At 42.7% G+C, this 17,500-nt stretch carries 15 protein-coding genes; 9 read left to right on the forward strand and 6 right to left on the reverse strand.

Translation table 11 applies throughout. From position 1 onward, the window contains the following. Window positions 1-46 precede the first annotated feature (46 nt). From ED622_RS07435 to rraA, 4 genes are all read left to right on the forward strand, one after another. Window positions 47-289 (forward strand): YheU family protein, encoded by a 243-nt coding sequence (locus ED622_RS07435; protein ID WP_122033277.1) that lies wholly within the window; start codon window positions 47-49, stop codon window positions 287-289. A 110-nt stretch (window positions 290-399) separates the two neighbouring features. After that, window positions 400-1,269 (forward strand): phosphoribulokinase, encoded by an 870-nt coding sequence (locus ED622_RS07440; protein ID WP_045103071.1) that lies wholly within the window; start codon window positions 400-402, stop codon window positions 1,267-1,269. A 93-nt stretch (window positions 1,270-1,362) separates the two neighbouring features. Next, window positions 1,363-2,271, forward strand: coding sequence for a 1,4-dihydroxy-2-naphthoate polyprenyltransferase (locus ED622_RS07445; protein WP_122033278.1), 909 nt, complete (start codon window positions 1,363-1,365; stop codon window positions 2,269-2,271). Between the two features lie 138 nt (window positions 2,272-2,409). Continuing rightward, complete coding sequence (gene rraA, locus ED622_RS07450) at window positions 2,410-2,910, forward strand: ribonuclease E activity regulator RraA (RefSeq protein ID WP_122033279.1); 501 nt, start codon at window positions 2,410-2,412, stop codon at window positions 2,908-2,910. Between the two features lie 278 nt (window positions 2,911-3,188). Here rraA and zapB read toward each other — a convergent pair whose 3' ends face one another. Beyond that, window positions 3,189-3,431, reverse strand: coding sequence for a cell division protein ZapB (zapB, locus tag ED622_RS07455; protein WP_122033280.1), 243 nt, complete (start codon window positions 3,429-3,431; stop codon window positions 3,189-3,191). Window positions 3,432-3,796: 365 nt separating this feature from the next. Here zapB and glpX point away from each other — a divergent pair, with 365 nt between their 5' ends. Next, window positions 3,797-4,804, forward strand: coding sequence for a class II fructose-bisphosphatase (glpX, locus tag ED622_RS07460; RefSeq protein WP_122033281.1), 1,008 nt, complete (start codon window positions 3,797-3,799; stop codon window positions 4,802-4,804). 342 nt (window positions 4,805-5,146) lie between these two features. Next, a complete protein-coding gene (locus ED622_RS07465) occupies window positions 5,147-5,500 on the forward strand; it encodes a DUF3135 domain-containing protein (RefSeq protein WP_122033282.1) in 354 nt (117 codons plus the stop codon). Between the two features lie 21 nt (window positions 5,501-5,521). Here the strand turns inward: ED622_RS07465 and ED622_RS07470 are convergent, their stop codons facing one another. Continuing rightward, entirely contained in the window at window positions 5,522-5,866 is a 345-nt protein-coding gene (locus ED622_RS07470; RefSeq protein WP_122033283.1) for a 5-carboxymethyl-2-hydroxymuconate Delta-isomerase, read from the reverse strand. A 273-nt stretch (window positions 5,867-6,139) separates the two neighbouring features. Here ED622_RS07470 and tpiA point away from each other — a divergent pair, with 273 nt between their 5' ends. Beyond that, entirely contained in the window at window positions 6,140-6,910 is a 771-nt protein-coding gene (tpiA, locus tag ED622_RS07475; protein ID WP_045103077.1) for a triose-phosphate isomerase, read from the forward strand. A 254-nt stretch (window positions 6,911-7,164) separates the two neighbouring features. Here tpiA and ED622_RS07480 read toward each other — a convergent pair whose 3' ends face one another. The 3 genes from ED622_RS07480 to ED622_RS07490 all read right to left on the reverse strand — a co-directional run bounded on the left by ED622_RS07480 (window position 7,165) and on the right by ED622_RS07490 (window position 9,779). Further along, window positions 7,165-7,515 carry an endonuclease domain-containing protein gene (locus ED622_RS07480; RefSeq protein ID WP_122033284.1) on the reverse strand — a complete coding sequence of 117 codons (351 nt, stop codon included), beginning with the start codon at window positions 7,513-7,515 and terminating at the stop codon, window positions 7,165-7,167. A gap of 298 nt (window positions 7,516-7,813) precedes the next feature. Continuing rightward, window positions 7,814-9,451 carry a chaperonin GroEL gene (gene groL, locus ED622_RS07485; protein ID WP_122033285.1) on the reverse strand — a complete coding sequence of 546 codons (1,638 nt, stop codon included), beginning with the start codon at window positions 9,449-9,451 and terminating at the stop codon, window positions 7,814-7,816. A gap of 40 nt (window positions 9,452-9,491) precedes the next feature. Then, window positions 9,492-9,779 carry a co-chaperone GroES gene (locus tag ED622_RS07490; protein ID WP_060993308.1) on the reverse strand — a complete coding sequence of 96 codons (288 nt, stop codon included), beginning with the start codon at window positions 9,777-9,779 and terminating at the stop codon, window positions 9,492-9,494. Window positions 9,780-10,164: 385 nt separating this feature from the next. Here ED622_RS07490 and ED622_RS07495 point away from each other — a divergent pair, with 385 nt between their 5' ends. Beyond that, a complete protein-coding gene (locus tag ED622_RS07495) occupies window positions 10,165-11,529 on the forward strand; it encodes an MATE family efflux transporter (RefSeq protein WP_122033286.1) in 1,365 nt (454 codons plus the stop codon). 413 nt (window positions 11,530-11,942) lie between these two features. Further along, window positions 11,943-13,475, forward strand: a complete 1,533-nt coding sequence (gene gpmM / locus ED622_RS07500; protein WP_122033287.1) for a 2,3-bisphosphoglycerate-independent phosphoglycerate mutase — start codon at window positions 11,943-11,945, stop codon at window positions 13,473-13,475. A 192-nt stretch (window positions 13,476-13,667) separates the two neighbouring features. Here the strand turns inward: gpmM and ED622_RS07505 are convergent, their stop codons facing one another. Then, entirely contained in the window at window positions 13,668-17,060 is a 3,393-nt protein-coding gene (locus ED622_RS07505) for a DEAD/DEAH box helicase (protein WP_122033288.1), read from the reverse strand. Between the last annotated feature and the right edge of the window lie 440 nt (window positions 17,061-17,500).

Genomic DNA, 17,500 nt, shown 5'->3' on the forward strand with positions numbered 1-17,500 from the left:
CCTAACGCCACTCATGGCTATTCATTAAACGGATGAGATAAGTAGTATGATCATTCCTTGGCAAGACATCGCATCAGACACACTAGAGAATTTAATTTCAGAATTTGTACTTCGAGAAGGGACAGATTACGGTGAGATGGAATGCAGCCATCAAGATAAAATAGAGCAAATTAAACTATTACTTAAAAGTGGCGAAGCAATGGTCGTGTTTTCAGAGTTACATGAAACGGTCGATATTCAAACCAAAGCGCGTTTTAATCCTAATCTCACCAATCATGAATTTAAATAATCGTTTTCAATCAATCACAAATTTTAAACGATAACGTATCATTTAACGCAACCCTGTTATAACATTCTGACATTAAGGCTTGATGCCAAGAATAACCGACAGGGTTTGTCATGTCCGCTAAACATCCAATTATCGCCGTTACTGGTTCATCCGGTGCAGGTACTACTACGACTTCTGAAGCCTTTCGTAAAATGTTCAATATGATGGACATTAAAGCATCATGGCTTGAAGGCGATAGCTTTCACCGATTTACGCGTCCTGAAATGGATGTAGAGATCCGTAAAGCCAAAGAACAAGGTAAGCACATCAGCTACTTTGGTCCTCAAGCAAATGACTTTCCAGCACTCGAACAGTTCTTCCGTCAATATGGTCTTGATGGCACAGGGCAATACCGTCGCTATTTACACACGTTTGATGAGGCCGTTCCCTTCAACCAAATGCCGGGGACTTTTACTCCATGGCAAGATTTGCCTGAAAACACCGATGTACTTTTCTATGAAGGGTTACATGGTGGTGTGGTTGATGGCGATATTGATGTTTCACAACACGTCGATTTATTGATAGGCATGGTGCCGATTGTAAACCTTGAGTGGATCCAAAAATTCGTTCGAGATACTCGTGATCGCGGTCATTCACGAGAAGCCGTGATGGATTCGATTGTTCGTTCAATGGATGATTATCTCAATTACATCACGCCGCAGTTTTCTCGTACTCACATTAACTTTCAGCGCGTACCTACGGTTGATACTTCAAATCCACTCAACGCCAAAGGCATCCCAAGCTTAGATGAAAGCTTTGTGGTGATCCGCTTCCGTGGGATCCGTAATGTAGACTTTCCTTACCTACTTGCCATGATTGATGGCTCTTTCATGTCCCGTCACAACACGCTTGTGGTTCCAGGAGGAAAGATGAGCTTTGCAATGGAATTAATCATTCGTCCGTTACTGCAACAGTTAATTGATACCGGAAAAATCGGATAACGAGTCTAAACTTCCCCTCTTTTTCTTTTCAAATTTGGGGTTCTTCCAAAAATAGTGAATAATAGAGACTCTATTCACTATTTTTGCGATGCTATGAAAAATTCTCCTTTTGCTATTTGGCTCAGTGCTGCCCGTCCAAAAACCTTACCGCTTGCGCTTGCTTCAATTATGACAGGCTCGGCGTTAGCGTATTGGAACAATCACGCCTCAGCTACCATCACTCTCATGGCATTTGTTACTGCAACCTTATTACAAATTTTATCTAACCTTGCTAATGATTATGGTGATGCTGTAAAAGGTACGGACAACGATGATCGTCTTGGGCCACAACGTGCTATGCAATCAGGTCTTGTCACGCAAGATACGATGAAAAAAGCCATTGGCATTAATATCGTTTTAACCATCATTAGTGGTTTAATTCTGGTGTTTACTTCTCTACATCAAACCATGGATATCATCGGTTTTATCGCCTTAGGTTTACTGGCTATTGGTGCTGCCATCGCTTATACCATGGGTGACAAACCTTATGGCTATCGCGGTTTGGGTGATATTTCAGTATTCACCTTCTTTGGTTTATTGGGCGTAGCGGGTACTTATTATCTGCATACTGGTCATCTATCCTCTGCATTGCTATTGCCTGCGGTAGCTTGTGGTCTATTAGCCGTCGCCGTATTAAATATTAACAACCTGCGTGATATTGAAAACGACGAAGCCTGTGGGAAAATGACACTCGTGGTTCGTATGGGTGGTGACTGGGGTCGTAAATATCACGCTGTATTAATGGCAGTTAGCTTTATCTGTCTTGCCATTTTTAGTGCCACTCAAATCCACTCACTTGCTGGTTGGTTATTTTTACTAGCAGGTCCATTTGCACTTTATCATGTGGTTTCTGTACTGCGCGCGCCCAATGGCGAAGCCATCCGACCAATGATGGGAACAGTGGTTCAGTGTGCTTTATTCACTAATATTTTCTTCTCAATTGGCCTATATTTATCGATATAGCTCCAACGACAACATTGATCGAGTAGCTGCACAATAAAGTTCGTATAACTTGTTGCCCATCATAGTAATGACTTATTAAGCACGTATATTAAGTCATTACTAGAATATCCTTACACAAACCAAAAGGTAGACATCATCATGGAATATAACACTTCAGCCCTTTGTGACATTTATTTAGACCAAGTTGATGTTGTTGAACCTATGTTCAGCCATTTTGGTGCCAAAACCTCTTTTTCCGGTCAAATCACGACAATCAAGTGCTTTGAAGATAATGGCTTAATTAGTCGTGTTCTCGATGAGAAAGGCGAAGGCCGAGTATTACTTGTTGATGGTGGCGGTTCATTACGCCGTGCCTTGGTTGATGCCGACTTAGCCTCTAAAGCCGCTCATAATGGTTGGGAAGGTTTGGTTATCTACGGTTGTATTCGCGAAGTGGATTATTTAGAAGAGATCAATATTGGTATTCAAGCTCTGGCATCTATCCCTGTAGGCGCTGCGAAGAAGAACATCGGTGAAGTTGATGTGGCAGTTAATTTTGGTAGCGTGACGTTTTTGCCTGAAGATCATCTGTATGCGGATTCGACAGGGACTATTATTTCTCAAGAGCCGTTAGAAGAGATGGGTGAGGAAGAGATTTAAGAACTAGAGGCTATACGCTTCGCTAACTAGAGACTATAGAAGCAAAAGCGAGGTTTCAGGAAAATCAAAAGCGAGTACGCCTGAACCCTGCAAGCGCAGCGTCCTGAAACCTAGTTATCACTACAGTAGCTATACTCACTCTTATAGTCTCTAGTCAGCGCAGCGTATAGTTTCTAGCATAAAAAAACCGCAGATGCTTTCACACCTACGGTTTCAAATAATTCACAGAACCAAGCTCTTCCTCACTCCTCGAGCGAAGCGTCCTCGTCCCTGCTCTATTACTCTACTTCTTCCATCTTACCTAGTAGACCACGGATGCGAGCTTCAAATTGAGCTTGGTCATCACGTGCTTTTTGAGCTTGTTGCTCAACTTCAGAACGACCGTTGTTTGCTTGCTCAAGATTTTGAGTTAGCTCAGCGTTCGTTTCTTTTAATTCTTCAACTTCCATTTGTAGCAGTGCGATTGTATCTACTGCCATCTGAACTTTAGCTTCTAGTTGTTCTAATATTTCTAAAGACATTCCTGCCACCTTAACTGTAATCTTCAATGAGATGCAGAGAGTAAAATGTTCTCTGCTGACTTATTTTCTATTCTACTCAGCAATTGCAATTCTGCCATAGTGTTCTTCATGAAAATGTATCATTTGAACAAAAAAACAGCATCTTTTACCAACATCTGACTTACTTTCTTAAGATTAAAACGAACTTCATACTAAAACTAGTCGTTTCAATGCATTATTTGAATTACAGCCTAGTATCTCTTCTATAAATCAAATTGATAAATTCTAAAAAATTCGAATCTTTACTCGAAAAGCAAACGTTTCCCTTTTTGTTATGTTAAAATCTTCGCGATTTTTATTTATTCATCGATTTATTCGGAGCAATTATGAAACGCGATTTAGCAATGGCTTTTTCTCGAGTTACTGAAGGTGCCGCACTGGCAGGTTACAAATGGCTTGGTCGTGGCGATAAGATCGCTGCTGATGGCGCTGCTGTAGAAGTAATGCGTACACTGCTGAACAAAACTGACATCAGTGGTGAGATTGTTATTGGTGAAGGTGAAATCGATGATGCACCTATGCTATATATTGGCGAACACGTTGGTACTGGCGGCGACGCGGTTGATATCGCCGTTGACCCTATCGAAGGTACTCGCATGACAGCAATGGGCCAATCAAATGCACTTGCTGTTCTTGCTGCTGGTGAAAAAGGAAGCTTCCTAAAAGCGCCTGATATGTACATGGAAAAATTGGTTGTTGGTCCTGGCGCAAAAGGCGCAATTGACCTTAACCTTTCTCTAGAAGAAAACTTAGAAAACGTTGCTAAAGCACTAGGCAAAACTCTAGATACATTAGTGGTAACTACTCTGGCTAAACCACGCCATGATGACATGATTGCTAACATGCAAAAAATGGGCGTTCGTGTATTTGCAGTGCCTGATGGTGATGTAGCTGCATCAATCCTAACGTGTATGCCTGATAGCGAAGTAGACGTAATGTACTGCATCGGTGGCGCACCTGAAGGTGTCGTTTCTGCTGCCGTTATTCGCGCACTAGATGGCGACATGCAAGCGCGTCTTCTTCCACGTCATGAAGTGAAAGGCGATACACCAGAAAACCGTGCTTACGGTGAAGATGAGCTAAAACGCTGTGCTGAGATGGGCGTTAAAGCTAACGTTATCTTAAAAATGACTGACATGGCACGTAGCGACGATGTTGTTTTCGCAGCAACTGGTATCACGAAAGGTGATTTACTAGAAGGCATCACTCGCCAAGGTAATATTGCAACGACTGAAACACTGCTTATCCGTGGTCGCTGCCGTACGATCCGTCGCATCAAGTCGATTCACTACTTAGAGCGTAAAGACAAAGAAGTTAGAGATATTATTCTTTAAGAGCAGGAACGAGAGGCTAGGACGCTTCGCTCGAGGAGCGATGAAGAGCTGAATGTTGTTAATAATTTTAAGCCGTGGATGTGAAAGCATCTGCGGTTTTTTTAACTAGAAACTATACGCTGCGCTAACTAGAGGCTATAAGTGCATGTATAATTGACTTGAAGTCGAATATATTAAAACGTAAGTGCTTTTGATTTTATAGTTTCTAGAGCAAAGCGTTCTAGTTAGCGTATAGCTATCTCACAAACGAGACAACCCTTCAATCTCCCCCATTCCACTTTCTCAAAATCTAAAAACTCCAACTAAGCTGAACTCATGGATACCACAGCAAGGAGTCAGCCAATGCCGCATTCACATCATCAGATAGAAATCCCCTCATTCGATGAACTTAAAGCCTTAGCGGAAAAATCCCCTGAGCAACTGGAAGCATTGCGACACAAACTTAGTATGGAATTTATTGAAAGTTTACCGGAAGAGCATCAAGGGCCACTGCTGGCACAGCAAAGCCACATTGATCGTATTATTGAAAGAGGCAACAATCCTAATCACATCAACATATTATTAGGGAAAGAACTCGGTAAGCAGTTTGTTCGTTTTGCTGATTCATTAAATAAACCCATTAATGAGCACCAAGCAGCAGACATTATTCAATTTCCAAATACACGAACGCGTCCATCAAATAATATCAAGCACTAGCATTTATTCAGGAAAAAGCGTCTAACCTATTTTCTGGAAACTCTCGGGTTCCATATCTCGCACATTGATAGTTAAGCTATCAATGTGACTCGCTTGTTCTGCTAATACATCCATTAATGCGCGACTTAACTCTCTCTTCTGCTCAGCGGTTCTTCCCGATAATAGCTCTACCGTTATATGGATAAAATCCGCACTGTTACCTTTATCACCCACTAACCAAGAGTGAACACGGATCGCACGAGACTTCACATCATTAACTGAAAACAACTCTGAATCTATCGCCACCTGATGCAGATCTTCTAACAACCCCTGTGTATTTAAACGATCCTCTGCTGAGTTTGAATATTCCATGATTAAGTGCGGCATTATTACTTCCTTTTCATACTGCGTTAAATGAATGATTATTTTTCCATCATTCAGTGAAAGCGCGTAAGTTACAATCTCCTCAATATAAAAGTGCCTAATGAATCACACTTAAGAACGAGCGAAAATCTCATCTATTCAGTTAATAATCTTTCGCACTTCGAAATAAAAGCGCTAAAATTATGCATAAAAATGATTTTAGACACTAAATCTGTCGCAAAATCTGTTATATTTTTACGCAAGTTTTTTACATTAATTTGAATTGGAGAGAATCCTATGCGTCATCCTGTAGTTATGGGTAACTGGAAACTAAACGGCAGCAAAGAAATGGTTGTTGATCTACTAAACGGTCTTAACGCTGAACTTGAAGGCGTTACAGGCGTAGACGTTGCAGTTGCTCCACCAGCACTTTTCGTTGACCTAGCTGAGCGTACGCTTACTGAAGCTGGCAGCGCAATCATCCTAGGTGCTCAAAACACTGACCTAAACAACAGCGGTGCTTTCACTGGCGACATGTCTCCAGCTATGCTTAAAGAGTTCGGCGCTTCTCACATCATCATCGGTCACTCTGAGCGTCGTGAATACCACGCTGAGTCTGACGAGTTTGTTGCTAAGAAATTCGCATTCCTAAAAGAGAACGGTCTAACTCCTGTTCTTTGTATCGGTGAATCTGAAGCACAAAACGAAGCTGGCGAAACGGTAGCAGTTTGTGCACGTCAACTTGACGCTGTTATCAACACTCAAGGCGTTGACGCTCTTGAAGGCGCTATCATCGCTTACGAACCAATCTGGGCTATCGGTACTGGTAAAGCAGCTACAGCTGACGATGCACAACGCATCCACGCTCAAATCCGTGCTCACATTGCTGAGAAATCAGAAGAAGTTGCTAAGAACGTTGTTATCCAATACGGCGGTTCTGTTAAACCTGAAAACGCAGCAGCTTACTTCGCACAACCAGACATCGATGGTGCTCTAGTTGGCGGTGCAGCTCTTGACGCGAAAAGCTTTGCAGCTATCGCTAAAGCAGCAGCTGAAGCAAAAGCTTAATTTTTAAATTCTCGTTTTAGAGTTTAAATTGTAAAAAGGTCAACTTCGGTTGGCCTTTTTTGTATCTATTGATTGGGAAACTATACGCAGCGCTAACTAGAACGCTTTGCTCTAGAGACTATAAGACCAAAGCGAGGTTTCAGGCAGAATTGTGATCGCTAAAATTACAGCGACAAAGAACAGTTCTCCCCCTTAATCACTAGGGTTATGAGATCAATATAGTCAATACAAGGGGGAGTTAGAGGGGGTTGTAACTAAATATACTTTTTTATACAAAGAAGCACATTATCACAGTTATCTAAAACATCTTGATTCGTAAATCTAATGACCCTTATTCCTAAATTTTCCATAAACAAATTTCTAGCTTCATCATACTGCTGGGCTTGAATAGAAAAATGGCTGTTTCCATCAATCTCAATAACTAACTTTCTTTCACTACAAAAAAAATCAACAACATAATTTCCAATCCCATGCTGCCTTCTAAACTTAACCCCTAACTGATTTTTCCTTAGGTAAAACCACAATTCTTTTTCTGCATGTGGCATATCATTTCGTAGATTTTGTCTTAGTATTCTTTGTTTATTCTGGTTAAAAACATTTGCCATATTGATAACTTATCGAAAATCAATCTCAATAAATAATCACTCAAGGGGAGGAACTGTATTGTGGTCGCTGTAATTTCCACGATCACCTCTGAAATCTGCAAGCGCAGCGATCTGAATTCTGCTTTTCCTGAAACCTAATTCATTGCCACGCCAATAATATTCGCTCTTATAGTCTCTAGTTAGCGCAGCGTATAGCCTCTAGTTTCAAAGCATAAAAAAACCGAGGCACTTACGAATAAGTTAACCTCGGCTCTCAATTTGAACTTTTGTCTATTTAGACAATAGGTTCAGGGGATGATTACATCATGCCGCCCATTCCACCCATGCCGCCCATATCAGGCATAGCAGGACCAGAATCTTGTGGTTTATCAGTGATCATCGCTTCAGTTGTGATCATAAGACCCGCAACAGATGCTGCGAACTGAAGTGCAGAACGCGTTACTTTAGTTGGGTCAAGAATACCCATCTCGATCATATCACCGTAAACGCCAGTTGCTGCGTTGTAACCGTAGTTACCTTCACCAGCGCGAACGTTGTTAGCAACGACTGAATCTTCTTCACCTGCATTCTTAGTGATTTGACGGATTGGCGCTTCCATTGCACGAAGTGCTACACGGATACCTACGTTTTGCTCTTCGTTGTCACCTTCAAGGCCAGCAACTTTAGATGCAGCGCGGATAAGAGCAACACCACCACCAGCAACAACACCCTCTTCAACCGCAGCGCGAGTTGCGTGAAGTGCATCTTCAACACGGTCTTTCTTCTCTTTCATCTCAACTTCAGTCGCAGCACCAACTTTGATTACTGCAACACCGCCAGCCAGTTTAGCTACACGCTCTTGAAGTTTTTCTTTATCGTAGTCAGACGTTGCGTCTTCGATTTGTTGACGAATTTGAGTAACACGGCCAGAGATAATTGTCTCTTCACCAGCACCATCGATGATAGTTGTTGTTTCTTTTGTGATAGTTACACGCTTCGCTTGACCAAGATCTTCAAGAACTACTTTTTCAAGCTCTAGACCAATCTCTTCTGAAATTACAGAACCCGCAGTTAGAACCGCGATGTCTTGTAGCATTGCTTTACGACGGTCACCAAAACCAGGAGCTTTAACCGCAGCAACTTTAACGATACCACGCATGTTGTTCACAACTAGAGTAGCAAGCGCTTCGCCTTCAACATCTTCAGCGATGATAAGAAGAGGACGAGATGCTTTAGCTACAGCTTCTAGCGTTGGAAGCAATTCACGGATGTTTGATACTTTTTTATCAACCAGTAAGATGAATGGGCTTTCTAGATCAACAGAACCCGCTTCTTGGTTGTTTACGAAATATGGAGATAGGTAACCGCGGTCGAACTGCATACCTTCAACAACGTCTAATTCGTCTTGAAGTGCTTGACCTTCTTCAACAGTGATAACACCGTCACGACCTACTTTTTCCATTGCTTCAGCAATAAGATTACCAACAGTAGAGTCAGAGTTCGCAGAGATAGTACCTACTTGTGCGATAGCTTTTGTATCAGCACATGGAACAGACAGCTCTTTAAGTGCTTCAACTGCAGCAACAACTGCTTTGTCGATACCACGTTTAAGATCCATTGGGTTCATGCCAGCAGCAACGGCTTTTAGGCCTTCAGCAATGATAGCTTGAGCAAGAACAGTTGCAGTAGTTGTTCCGTCGCCCGCCGCGTCATTCGCTTGCGAAGCCACTTCTTTAACCATTTGTGCACCCATGTTTTGGAACTTGTCTTCAAGTTCGATTTCACGTGCAACAGAAACACCATCTTTAGTAATAGTTGGTGCGCCAAATGATTTATCTAAAACAACGTTACGGCCTTTAGGACCTAAAGTTACTTTAACCGCGTCAGCCAGAACGTTTACACCTTCTAGCATTTTGATTCGTGCGTCATTACCAAATTTAACGTCTTTAGCAGCCATCTTTAATTTCCTTTTTAAATTCTTTTCTTAATATCGTTTATTATTCAACAATCGCTAGGATGTTAAATTCAGACATGATCAATACTTCTTTGCCTTCGATCTTCTCTGCTTTGATATTACCTTCTGCAAAGATAACTGAATCGCCAACTTTTACGTCTAATGGTTGTACAGAACCATTCTCTAGGATGCGGCCTTTGCCAACAGCTAGAACAGTACCGCGAGTTGATTTTTCGGCCGCTGAACCAGTTAGCACGATGCCACCTGCAGATTTTGATTCAACTTCTTGGCGTTCAACGATCACACGGTCATGTAAAGGACGGATATTCATTGGTCGTATCTCCTGATAATGTTCCATTTAAGAATAAAGTGCCATGATTTGGCTTTGGTTTATTAATGGGGTTTTTAGGGGGGGATTGCAAGGGTTTAAGGCTAAATTTTTGAAGAAAGAGCAGAGTTCAGATCGGTCGCAAGCTCCCTTGCAGAATTCAGAGGTGATCGCTGAAGGCTATACGCTTCGCTAACTAGAAACTAGACCGCTTCGCTTCTATAAGAGCAAAATCAGCACCATACTCGCTTTTGATCTTATAGTCTCTAGTTAGCGCAGCGTATAGTTTCTAGTTCTATTTACCCTTACTCGTCCCTCGAGCGAAGCATCCTCGAATCTCGTCCCTATTTCCGCTACACTACCCATCCCACCACCACTCGAGAAAACCATGCTAGATAAACACGGTTTACTAACCCAACCTATCGCCGACGTATTACAAAAACTCACCACTCCAATGGTGTTTGGCATGGTTGCGATTCTTCTATTTAACCTGGTGGACACCTTCTTTATTTCATTGCTTGGTACAGATGCCCTTGCTGCGGTGAGTTTTACCTTCCCCGTAACCTTTGCGGTGAATTGCATTACCATGGGGATTGGGGTTGGATTGTCTGCCTCTATTGGACGTTTGCTAGGACAAGGTAACAGCAAGCACGCGGCTCAATTAACGACACACGGATTAATCTTAGCGGTCATCCTTATTCTTATCGCTTGCAGCATTGGCTTTTTCACCATTGACCCCCTATTTCGATTATTAGGTGCAGAAGACAAACTGCTGCCTCTTATTCATGAATATATGTCTATTTGGTATCTCACTATTCCGCTGCTGGTTATTCCAATGTCGAGCAACAGTGCCATTCGAGCCACGGGCGATACCACCACTCCGGCAAAAATCATGATGCTGGCAGGATTAATCAATGGCGTACTCGATCCTCTACTTATCTTTGGTTATGGACCTTTCCCTGAACTGGGTATTCGAGGCGCTGCGATTGCCAGTGGCATCAGTTGGTTTGGTGCTTTATGCGCCTCTTTTTATGTATTAACTCGAAAAGTAAAATTACTGGCACCGCCAAAGCCATCAGAGATGAAACAAGATTGGCATCAGATATTAAAAATCGGCTCTCCCGCAGCATTATCAAACGCATTAAACCCAATATCAGGAGCCATTTTAATGATGATGCTTGCCAGCCAAGGTACTGTTGCGGTCGCCTCTTATGGTGCAGCGCAACGAGTCGAGTCATTAATGTTGTTGGTGATAATGGCACTCACTTCTTCATTAAGTCCCTTTGTCGCTCAAAACCTTGGGGCTAAACAGCCAGAGCGAGTCAAAGAAGCGATTTTCTTAGCGATGAAGTTCTCTGTCTTCTTCCAATTGTTTCTTTATATTTTAATTGTTCCACTCAGCATTCCGCTATCGCATTTATTTAGCCAAGATGATGCCGTACAACATGGCCTGTGGATGTACTTGATTTGTGTGCCATTCAGTTATGGATTCCAAGGCATTGTGATGGTGCTTGTAAGCAGCTTAAATGCGATGCAAAAACCGTTACATTCTTTCAGTTGGAGTTTCATGAGGTTGTTTGTGTTTACTTTGCCGACGGCGTGGATTGGCAGTCACTTTTATGGAATGGAAGGGTTGTTTGTTGGGATTGCGATTGGGAATGTGATGGGTGGGGTCTGTGCATTTTGGTATTTAAGAACAGGGACGAGATTCGAGGACGCTATGCTCGAGGGACGAGGAAAGGCGAAGAGCTAGGAGGAGCAGAGTTCAGGTTTCAGATCGGTCGCAAGCTCCCTTGCAGGGTTCAGAGGTGATCGTTGGAATTATAGCGACAAAGAATGTTCTCCCCTTTGATCGCTGATGATTATGAGATTGATATAGCCTACACAAGGACGAGTTAGAGGGGTTGGGTATGCAATATTTACATTATTTCCAATCTCAACAATACACCTATCAAGGGGAGGAACAGTATTCCGATCACTGTAGCCACCACGATCACCTCTGAATTCTGCAAGCGAAGCGTTCTGAACTCTACTCTTGCTTTAGCTTTTCCTGAAACCTGAATCCTGCTCTTCCTCGCTTCGCTATGGCCCATTTTCAAACTTTGTAGTAAAATTACACAAAGTTATTTATTCGAATTTATTAAGTTATTGACGAGGAACACCTTTATGTCAGCTAAAAAGCCTATGGCTCTAGTTATTCTTGATGGTTACGGTCACCGTGAAGCTCAAGCAGATAACGCAATCACAAACGCAAATACTCCAGTTCTTGATGGCCTAATGGCTACTCAACCAAACACACTAATTTCAGCTTCAGGTATGGACGTTGGTCTACCTGATGGTCAAATGGGTAACTCTGAAGTTGGTCACACTAACATCGGCGCTGGTCGTGTTGTATATCAAGACCTTACTCGCATCACTAAAGCTATCTCTGATGGTGAGTTCCAAGAAAACGAAACACTAGTTAATGCTATCGACAAAGCGGTTAAAGCAGACAAAGCCGTTCACATCATGGGTCTTATGTCTCCAGGTGGCGTTCACTCTCATGAAGATCATATCTACGCAGCAGTAGAAATGGCAGCAGCACGTGGCGCAGAAAAAATCTACCTACACTGCTTTCTAGACGGACGTGATACTCCACCTCGTTCAGCTGAAAACTCTTTGAAAAACTTCCAAGAGCTATTCGCTAAATTAGGCAAAGGCCGTGTTGCTTCTCTAATTGGTCGTTACTACGCAATGGACCGTGACAACAACTGGGATCGCGTACAAAAATCTTACGAGTTAATGACAGAAGCAAAAGGTGAATTCACTTTTGATACTGCTGTTGAAGGTCTTGAAGCGGCTTACGCTCGTGAAGAGAACGATGAGTTTGTACAAGCTACTGAAATCAAAGCGGAAGGCGAAGAATCAGCAGCAATCGTTGATGGCGATGCAGTTATCTTCATGAACTACCGTGCTGACCGTGCGCGTGAAATCACACGTGCATTCGTTCCTAATTTCGATGGTTTTGCTCGTAACGTATTCCCAGCAATTGATTTTGTGATGCTGACTCAATACGCGGCAAACATCCCTCTTCTTTGTGCATTCACTCCTGCGTCTCTAGAAAATACTTACGGTGAGTGGTTATCTAAAGAAGGTAAAACTCAACTACGTATTTCTGAAACCGAAAAATACGCACACGTTACTTTCTTCTTCAATGGCGGCATCGAAGACGAATTTGAAGGCGAAGAGCGTCAACTGGTTGCTTCTCCAAAAGTAGCAACTTACGACCTACAACCTGAAATGAGCGCTCCTGAGCTGACTGAGAAATTAGTTGCTGCAATCAAATCTGGTAAGTACGACGCTATCGTTTGTAACTTCCCTAACTGTGACATGGTTGGCCACACTGGCGTATACGAAGCTGCAGTTAAAGCAATGGAAGCACTAGATGAGTGTATCGGTAAAGTAGTTGAAGCTATTAAAGAAGTTGATGGTCAAATGCTTATCACTGCCGATCACGGTAATGCTGAAATGATGATCAACCCTGAAACAGGCGGCGTTCACACAGCGCACACTAACCTTCCTGTTCCTCTTATCTACGTTGGTAGCAAAGAAATTGAATTTAAAGAAGGCGGTAAGCTGTCTGATCTAGCTCCAACTATGCTAGCGCTAACAGATACAGCGATTCCTGCTGAGATGTCTGGTGAAGTTCTTTTTAAATAAGAGCTTTAGATAGTCGATAAAATAAAATGCCCACAGGTTTGTAGCCTGTGGGCATTTTTGTTTTTAAAGAAAATAGAATTCAGATCGCTTCACTCCTATAAGAGAAAAAGCTAACAACGCATAAACCAAGTTAATTATGTACTCGATTTTGCTTTTTATCTTATAGTCTCTAGTTAGCGCAGCGTATAGCTTCTAGCTCTCCCCCTCCAACAAACTCAACAACATTACTGGGTCTAATGTCTTGCTGGTTAAGCTTGCGGACAACACCTGATCGGCCAAGTCACGTTTATCATGATGCAGAGCGATAATCTTCTCTTCAATGGTATTTTTTGTTACCAAGCGATAAACCGTCACTGGCTTTTGTTGGCCCATACGATAGGCGCGATCACTGGCTTGATCTTCTACTGCCGGGTTCCACCACGGATCAATATGAATCACCGTGTCCGCTTCGGTTAAGTTTAATCCTGTGCCACCGGCTTTTAAGCTGATCAAAAACACGGAGTTAGTGCCATCTTTAAACGAATCAATCGCCGCTTGACGTTGCTTAGTGGTTAACTTGCCATCCAAATAACTAAAACCGATATTTGACTCTGTTAACTGAGCAGAAAAACGTTTCAGCACACCAACAAATTGGCTGAACACCAACACTTTATGGTCGCCATCTAACGCCTCTTCAATCAAACTCTGCGCTTCAGATAACTTGGTACTCTCTTCTCCTTTCATAGAGTCAAACACCAAGCTAACATCACAACAGATCTGACGCAGTTTTGTTAATGCGGCAAACACTTCTACTACACCACGGCTTGATTCACTTTTTAAATTGACTAATGACTCTTTTCGAACCGCTTCATACGCGGTTCGCTCTTTATTGGAGAGTTCAATATGGTGAACGACTTCTGTCTTCGCTGGTAATTCCGTCAGTACTTCTACTTTAGTACGACGCATAATAAACGGACTAACTAAGGTCTTTAATCGCAGCATATCTTGTTCTTGCTTCGCTGCTTGTGCGTATTTAGAACGGAACGATTTAAGATCGCCAAGTAATCCAGGATTCAAGAAAGAGAACAAACTCCATAACTCAACCAAATGATTCTCTACTGGGGTTCCTGATAACGCAAAACGATGCGCGGCTTGCAAACAAAACACTACTTTTGAGCGTTTTGTTTGCGGATTCTTGATCTGCTGTGCCTCATCCAATACCGCACAATTCCAATCAATTTCATTTAAAGTTTCAGCCAATCGCGTCACCATGCCATAACTCATCACGACCACATCATTTACACCTGCGGCATTAATCGTGGCAATACGATCACTACTCGCCTCTAAATCAATCATGGTTAACTGTGGCGTAAAACGCTCGGCTTCTTGCACCCAATTGGTTAATACCGATTTAGGGCACACCACCATACTTGGTCCCTGCTCACGATAATGGCTCAACAACGTTAAACCTTGCAGCGTCTTACCCAACCCCATGTCATCCGCAAGGCAAGCACCAAAACCATGCTGAGAAAGATGTGCTGCCCATTCAACACTCTCTTTTTGGTAATCACGCAATGGCAATAATAAATCGGCATCCAGCTCTGGCTTCACTCGCCACTCTTCTACCAAGTTATCCCACGCATCATCGCTATTGGCCGACATCGACTCCACCAGTTTTTGCAGCGGATACGCCATGCGTTGATCAACCAATTGCTCATCATCGACCAGACTGTCGATTAAGCTTAATTGGCGACGTAACTGCTCTGAGATTAATAGCGTCAACGACGAGTTATCAGCGCTGACAAAACCCGTACGGTGATGCGCCAACAACTGACGTAAATCCATCTCTAAGCTGCTATCAATATGAACTCGTCCATCGACTTCAAACCAATTCTGCTTTTGATTAATCGACATCGAAAAATCATCGACCCCAATCACTTTCACTTGCTGGCTGTCGGCTTTCCAGTGCAGGTTTGCACCCAACTCACCATCAATTTGAGTAATAAACGTTAGCGCCGCTTCACCTTCAATCTGCCAAATGAAATTCTTGTTTTTTACCAAGCCTAATTCATCAACCAGTGCGTTAGCTTGACGTTTCTCACTGACAAGATCACGTTGATACCACACCCCATCAAAACCACTTTCCCACTCACTGCCTTTTCCTGGCGACCAACTGACATTGTTATCGCTAGAGCTAAACTCAATCGCCACATCCAAAGACGCTCCATTCCAAGCAAGCCATAACTGAGGTTCAGCCACACTATCACCCCGAGTCACTGTCCCTTGCTGTTTATCTATATCAAACCAATGCACCTGCTCACCCAGTACAGCCACTAACTCTGCTGTTTGGGTTACAGGAAAATGCGGGTCCCGAACTCTTAACTCTTCTAAAAAATCAGTCAGCTGCTCAGGTGCATCAATGAAAGAGTAGATACCACCACCAGAGTGATATAACCAAGGTTGAGCGCAAGTCTGTTGGTGATAATAAGGATAAACCTCAAACGCCAACTCATCTCCTACCGAGCGCCATACCAGTAGCGGTGTTTCTCGATAAAACGACACTTGGTCGCCATGATGATCATACAAATTATCGGCATCACATAACGCATGAGCAACAGTTCGGGTGACTCTTGAGCTACTATCTCCCCAATCCATACCATCATAAGCGGCGGCAGAAAGGATCGCGGTATCACTTGGACTGAGTATCTCTTTGTGTTTATGATTAAACTTATCCAGAGCCACTTTACGTCCCTGAGTCCAACCACGTTTATTCTTCGCCTGTATTTTGGCATTCACCTTCATGGCCAAAGGTTCTAGCTGCCAAATCAAACGCTCTTTATTAGCGACTTCGGTATTTAGTACCCCATCAATGCGCGTTAGCCACTGCTGCCAAGGGGAAGAAACAAGTATTAACGGATTGCTTTGATCTACCAAGCGAGACAAGGCGTGTTTTGCTATTTTCGCCAGAGCAAAATCATCTGGGAGTTCAAGTAAGGTCGCTACCACTGGGTTATTAGCCAATGTCATTAAGCCGACCCACACATCAGCATTGTCACGTACACGATAAGCGACAATTAACTCAATCAACATTCGGCCCCATGCCACTTTGCCATTCTTCTGAACTAGAGAAGCAAGCCAACGAGCAGGGTTATCAAAATACCGAGCTAACACCGCATCACTGGCGGTAATAAAATCTACCGAGCGTTGCCAATATTGAGGCAAGCCTTGACCGAATTGTTCAAGAGCTAAGTTTAGATTCTCTTTTGTTTTATTTAATAAAGAAGGGTCTAGCACACTCAACAAGGCGAGATCGCACAATTGAGTAAAAGAAATTTTTTGAAGGTCGAGAGCATAAACACTTTCTCGATGACGAAGATAACTACTATCAAACTGCGGCGCTGCCAAGAAGTGTTCTTTATCTATCTCTTGCGAGAAACACCATTCATCAAACACCACATTAACCTTAAGGTAATTGACGTTCCAATTCTCACTCTCTGCTAACGCCGCGGTAAATTCAGCATGATGATCGCTTCCGGCCTGAAGATTAGGTCCACAAAGCAAAGTTGCATAGAGTTCAAGATAATCAGAAGGTGGATGAGAAAGCATTGGTAAACTCACAGATAAATGGTTTATGACTCTGTGAGAGTAAAAGAAGTGTAAGGGGAATGCAATTTGATTAGGGAGGAATAGTAGAGAGCAAGGGCTTGGGGTTCAGATCGCTACGCTTGCAGGTTTCAAGGGTGTGCGTTGAACGAACAGCACCAAAGAAGGTTCTCCCCCTTAATCGCTATAACTATGAGATCGACATCGTCAATACAAGGGGGAGTTAGAGGGGGTTGGTTACACCATATTTAATAATATAGATAAACTAAACTTCATCATTTACAACCCCTCCTAGCCTCCCCTTATATCAACATTACTAATCTCAACAATATATCGATCAAGGGGAGGAACAGTATGATTATCGCTGAAACTACCACACCTTCATACATGCTCTTATAGATTCTAGTTAGCGAAGCGTATAGTCTCAGCTCTCTCTTTTAATC

This window comes from Aliivibrio sp. EL58, assembly GCF_900312675.1.
Taxonomy (GTDB): Bacteria; Pseudomonadota; Gammaproteobacteria; order Enterobacterales; family Vibrionaceae; genus Aliivibrio.

Excerpts from the sequence above, each read along its gene's own strand:
- rraA (WP_122033279.1), top strand. The coding sequence starts at position 2,410 with ATGGAATATAACACTTCAGCCCTTTGTGACATTTATTTAGACCAAGTT.
- ED622_RS07465 (WP_122033282.1), top strand. The coding sequence starts at position 5,147 with ATGCCGCATTCACATCATCAGATAGAAATCCCCTCATTCGATGAACTT.
- ED622_RS07505 (WP_122033288.1), bottom strand. The coding sequence starts at position 17,060 with ATGCTTTCTCATCCACCTTCTGATTATCTTGAACTCTATGCAACTTTG.
- ED622_RS07470 (WP_122033283.1), bottom strand. The coding sequence starts at position 5,866 with ATGCCGCACTTAATCATGGAATATTCAAACTCAGCAGAGGATCGTTTA.
- zapB (WP_122033280.1), bottom strand. The coding sequence starts at position 3,431 with ATGTCTTTAGAAATATTAGAACAACTAGAAGCTAAAGTTCAGATGGCA.
- gpmM (WP_122033287.1), top strand. The coding sequence starts at position 11,943 with ATGTCAGCTAAAAAGCCTATGGCTCTAGTTATTCTTGATGGTTACGGT.
- ED622_RS07490 (WP_060993308.1), bottom strand. The coding sequence starts at position 9,779 with ATGAATATCCGTCCTTTACATGACCGTGTGATCGTTGAACGCCAAGAA.
- glpX (WP_122033281.1), top strand. The coding sequence starts at position 3,797 with ATGAAACGCGATTTAGCAATGGCTTTTTCTCGAGTTACTGAAGGTGCC.
- groL (WP_122033285.1), bottom strand. The coding sequence starts at position 9,451 with ATGGCTGCTAAAGACGTTAAATTTGGTAATGACGCACGAATCAAAATG.
- tpiA (WP_045103077.1), top strand. The coding sequence starts at position 6,140 with ATGCGTCATCCTGTAGTTATGGGTAACTGGAAACTAAACGGCAGCAAA.
- ED622_RS07445 (WP_122033278.1), top strand. The coding sequence starts at position 1,363 with ATGAAAAATTCTCCTTTTGCTATTTGGCTCAGTGCTGCCCGTCCAAAA.
- ED622_RS07440 (WP_045103071.1), top strand. The coding sequence starts at position 400 with ATGTCCGCTAAACATCCAATTATCGCCGTTACTGGTTCATCCGGTGCA.
- ED622_RS07480 (WP_122033284.1), bottom strand. The coding sequence starts at position 7,515 with ATGGCAAATGTTTTTAACCAGAATAAACAAAGAATACTAAGACAAAAT.
- ED622_RS07495 (WP_122033286.1), top strand. The coding sequence starts at position 10,165 with ATGCTAGATAAACACGGTTTACTAACCCAACCTATCGCCGACGTATTA.
- ED622_RS07435 (WP_122033277.1), top strand. The coding sequence starts at position 47 with ATGATCATTCCTTGGCAAGACATCGCATCAGACACACTAGAGAATTTA.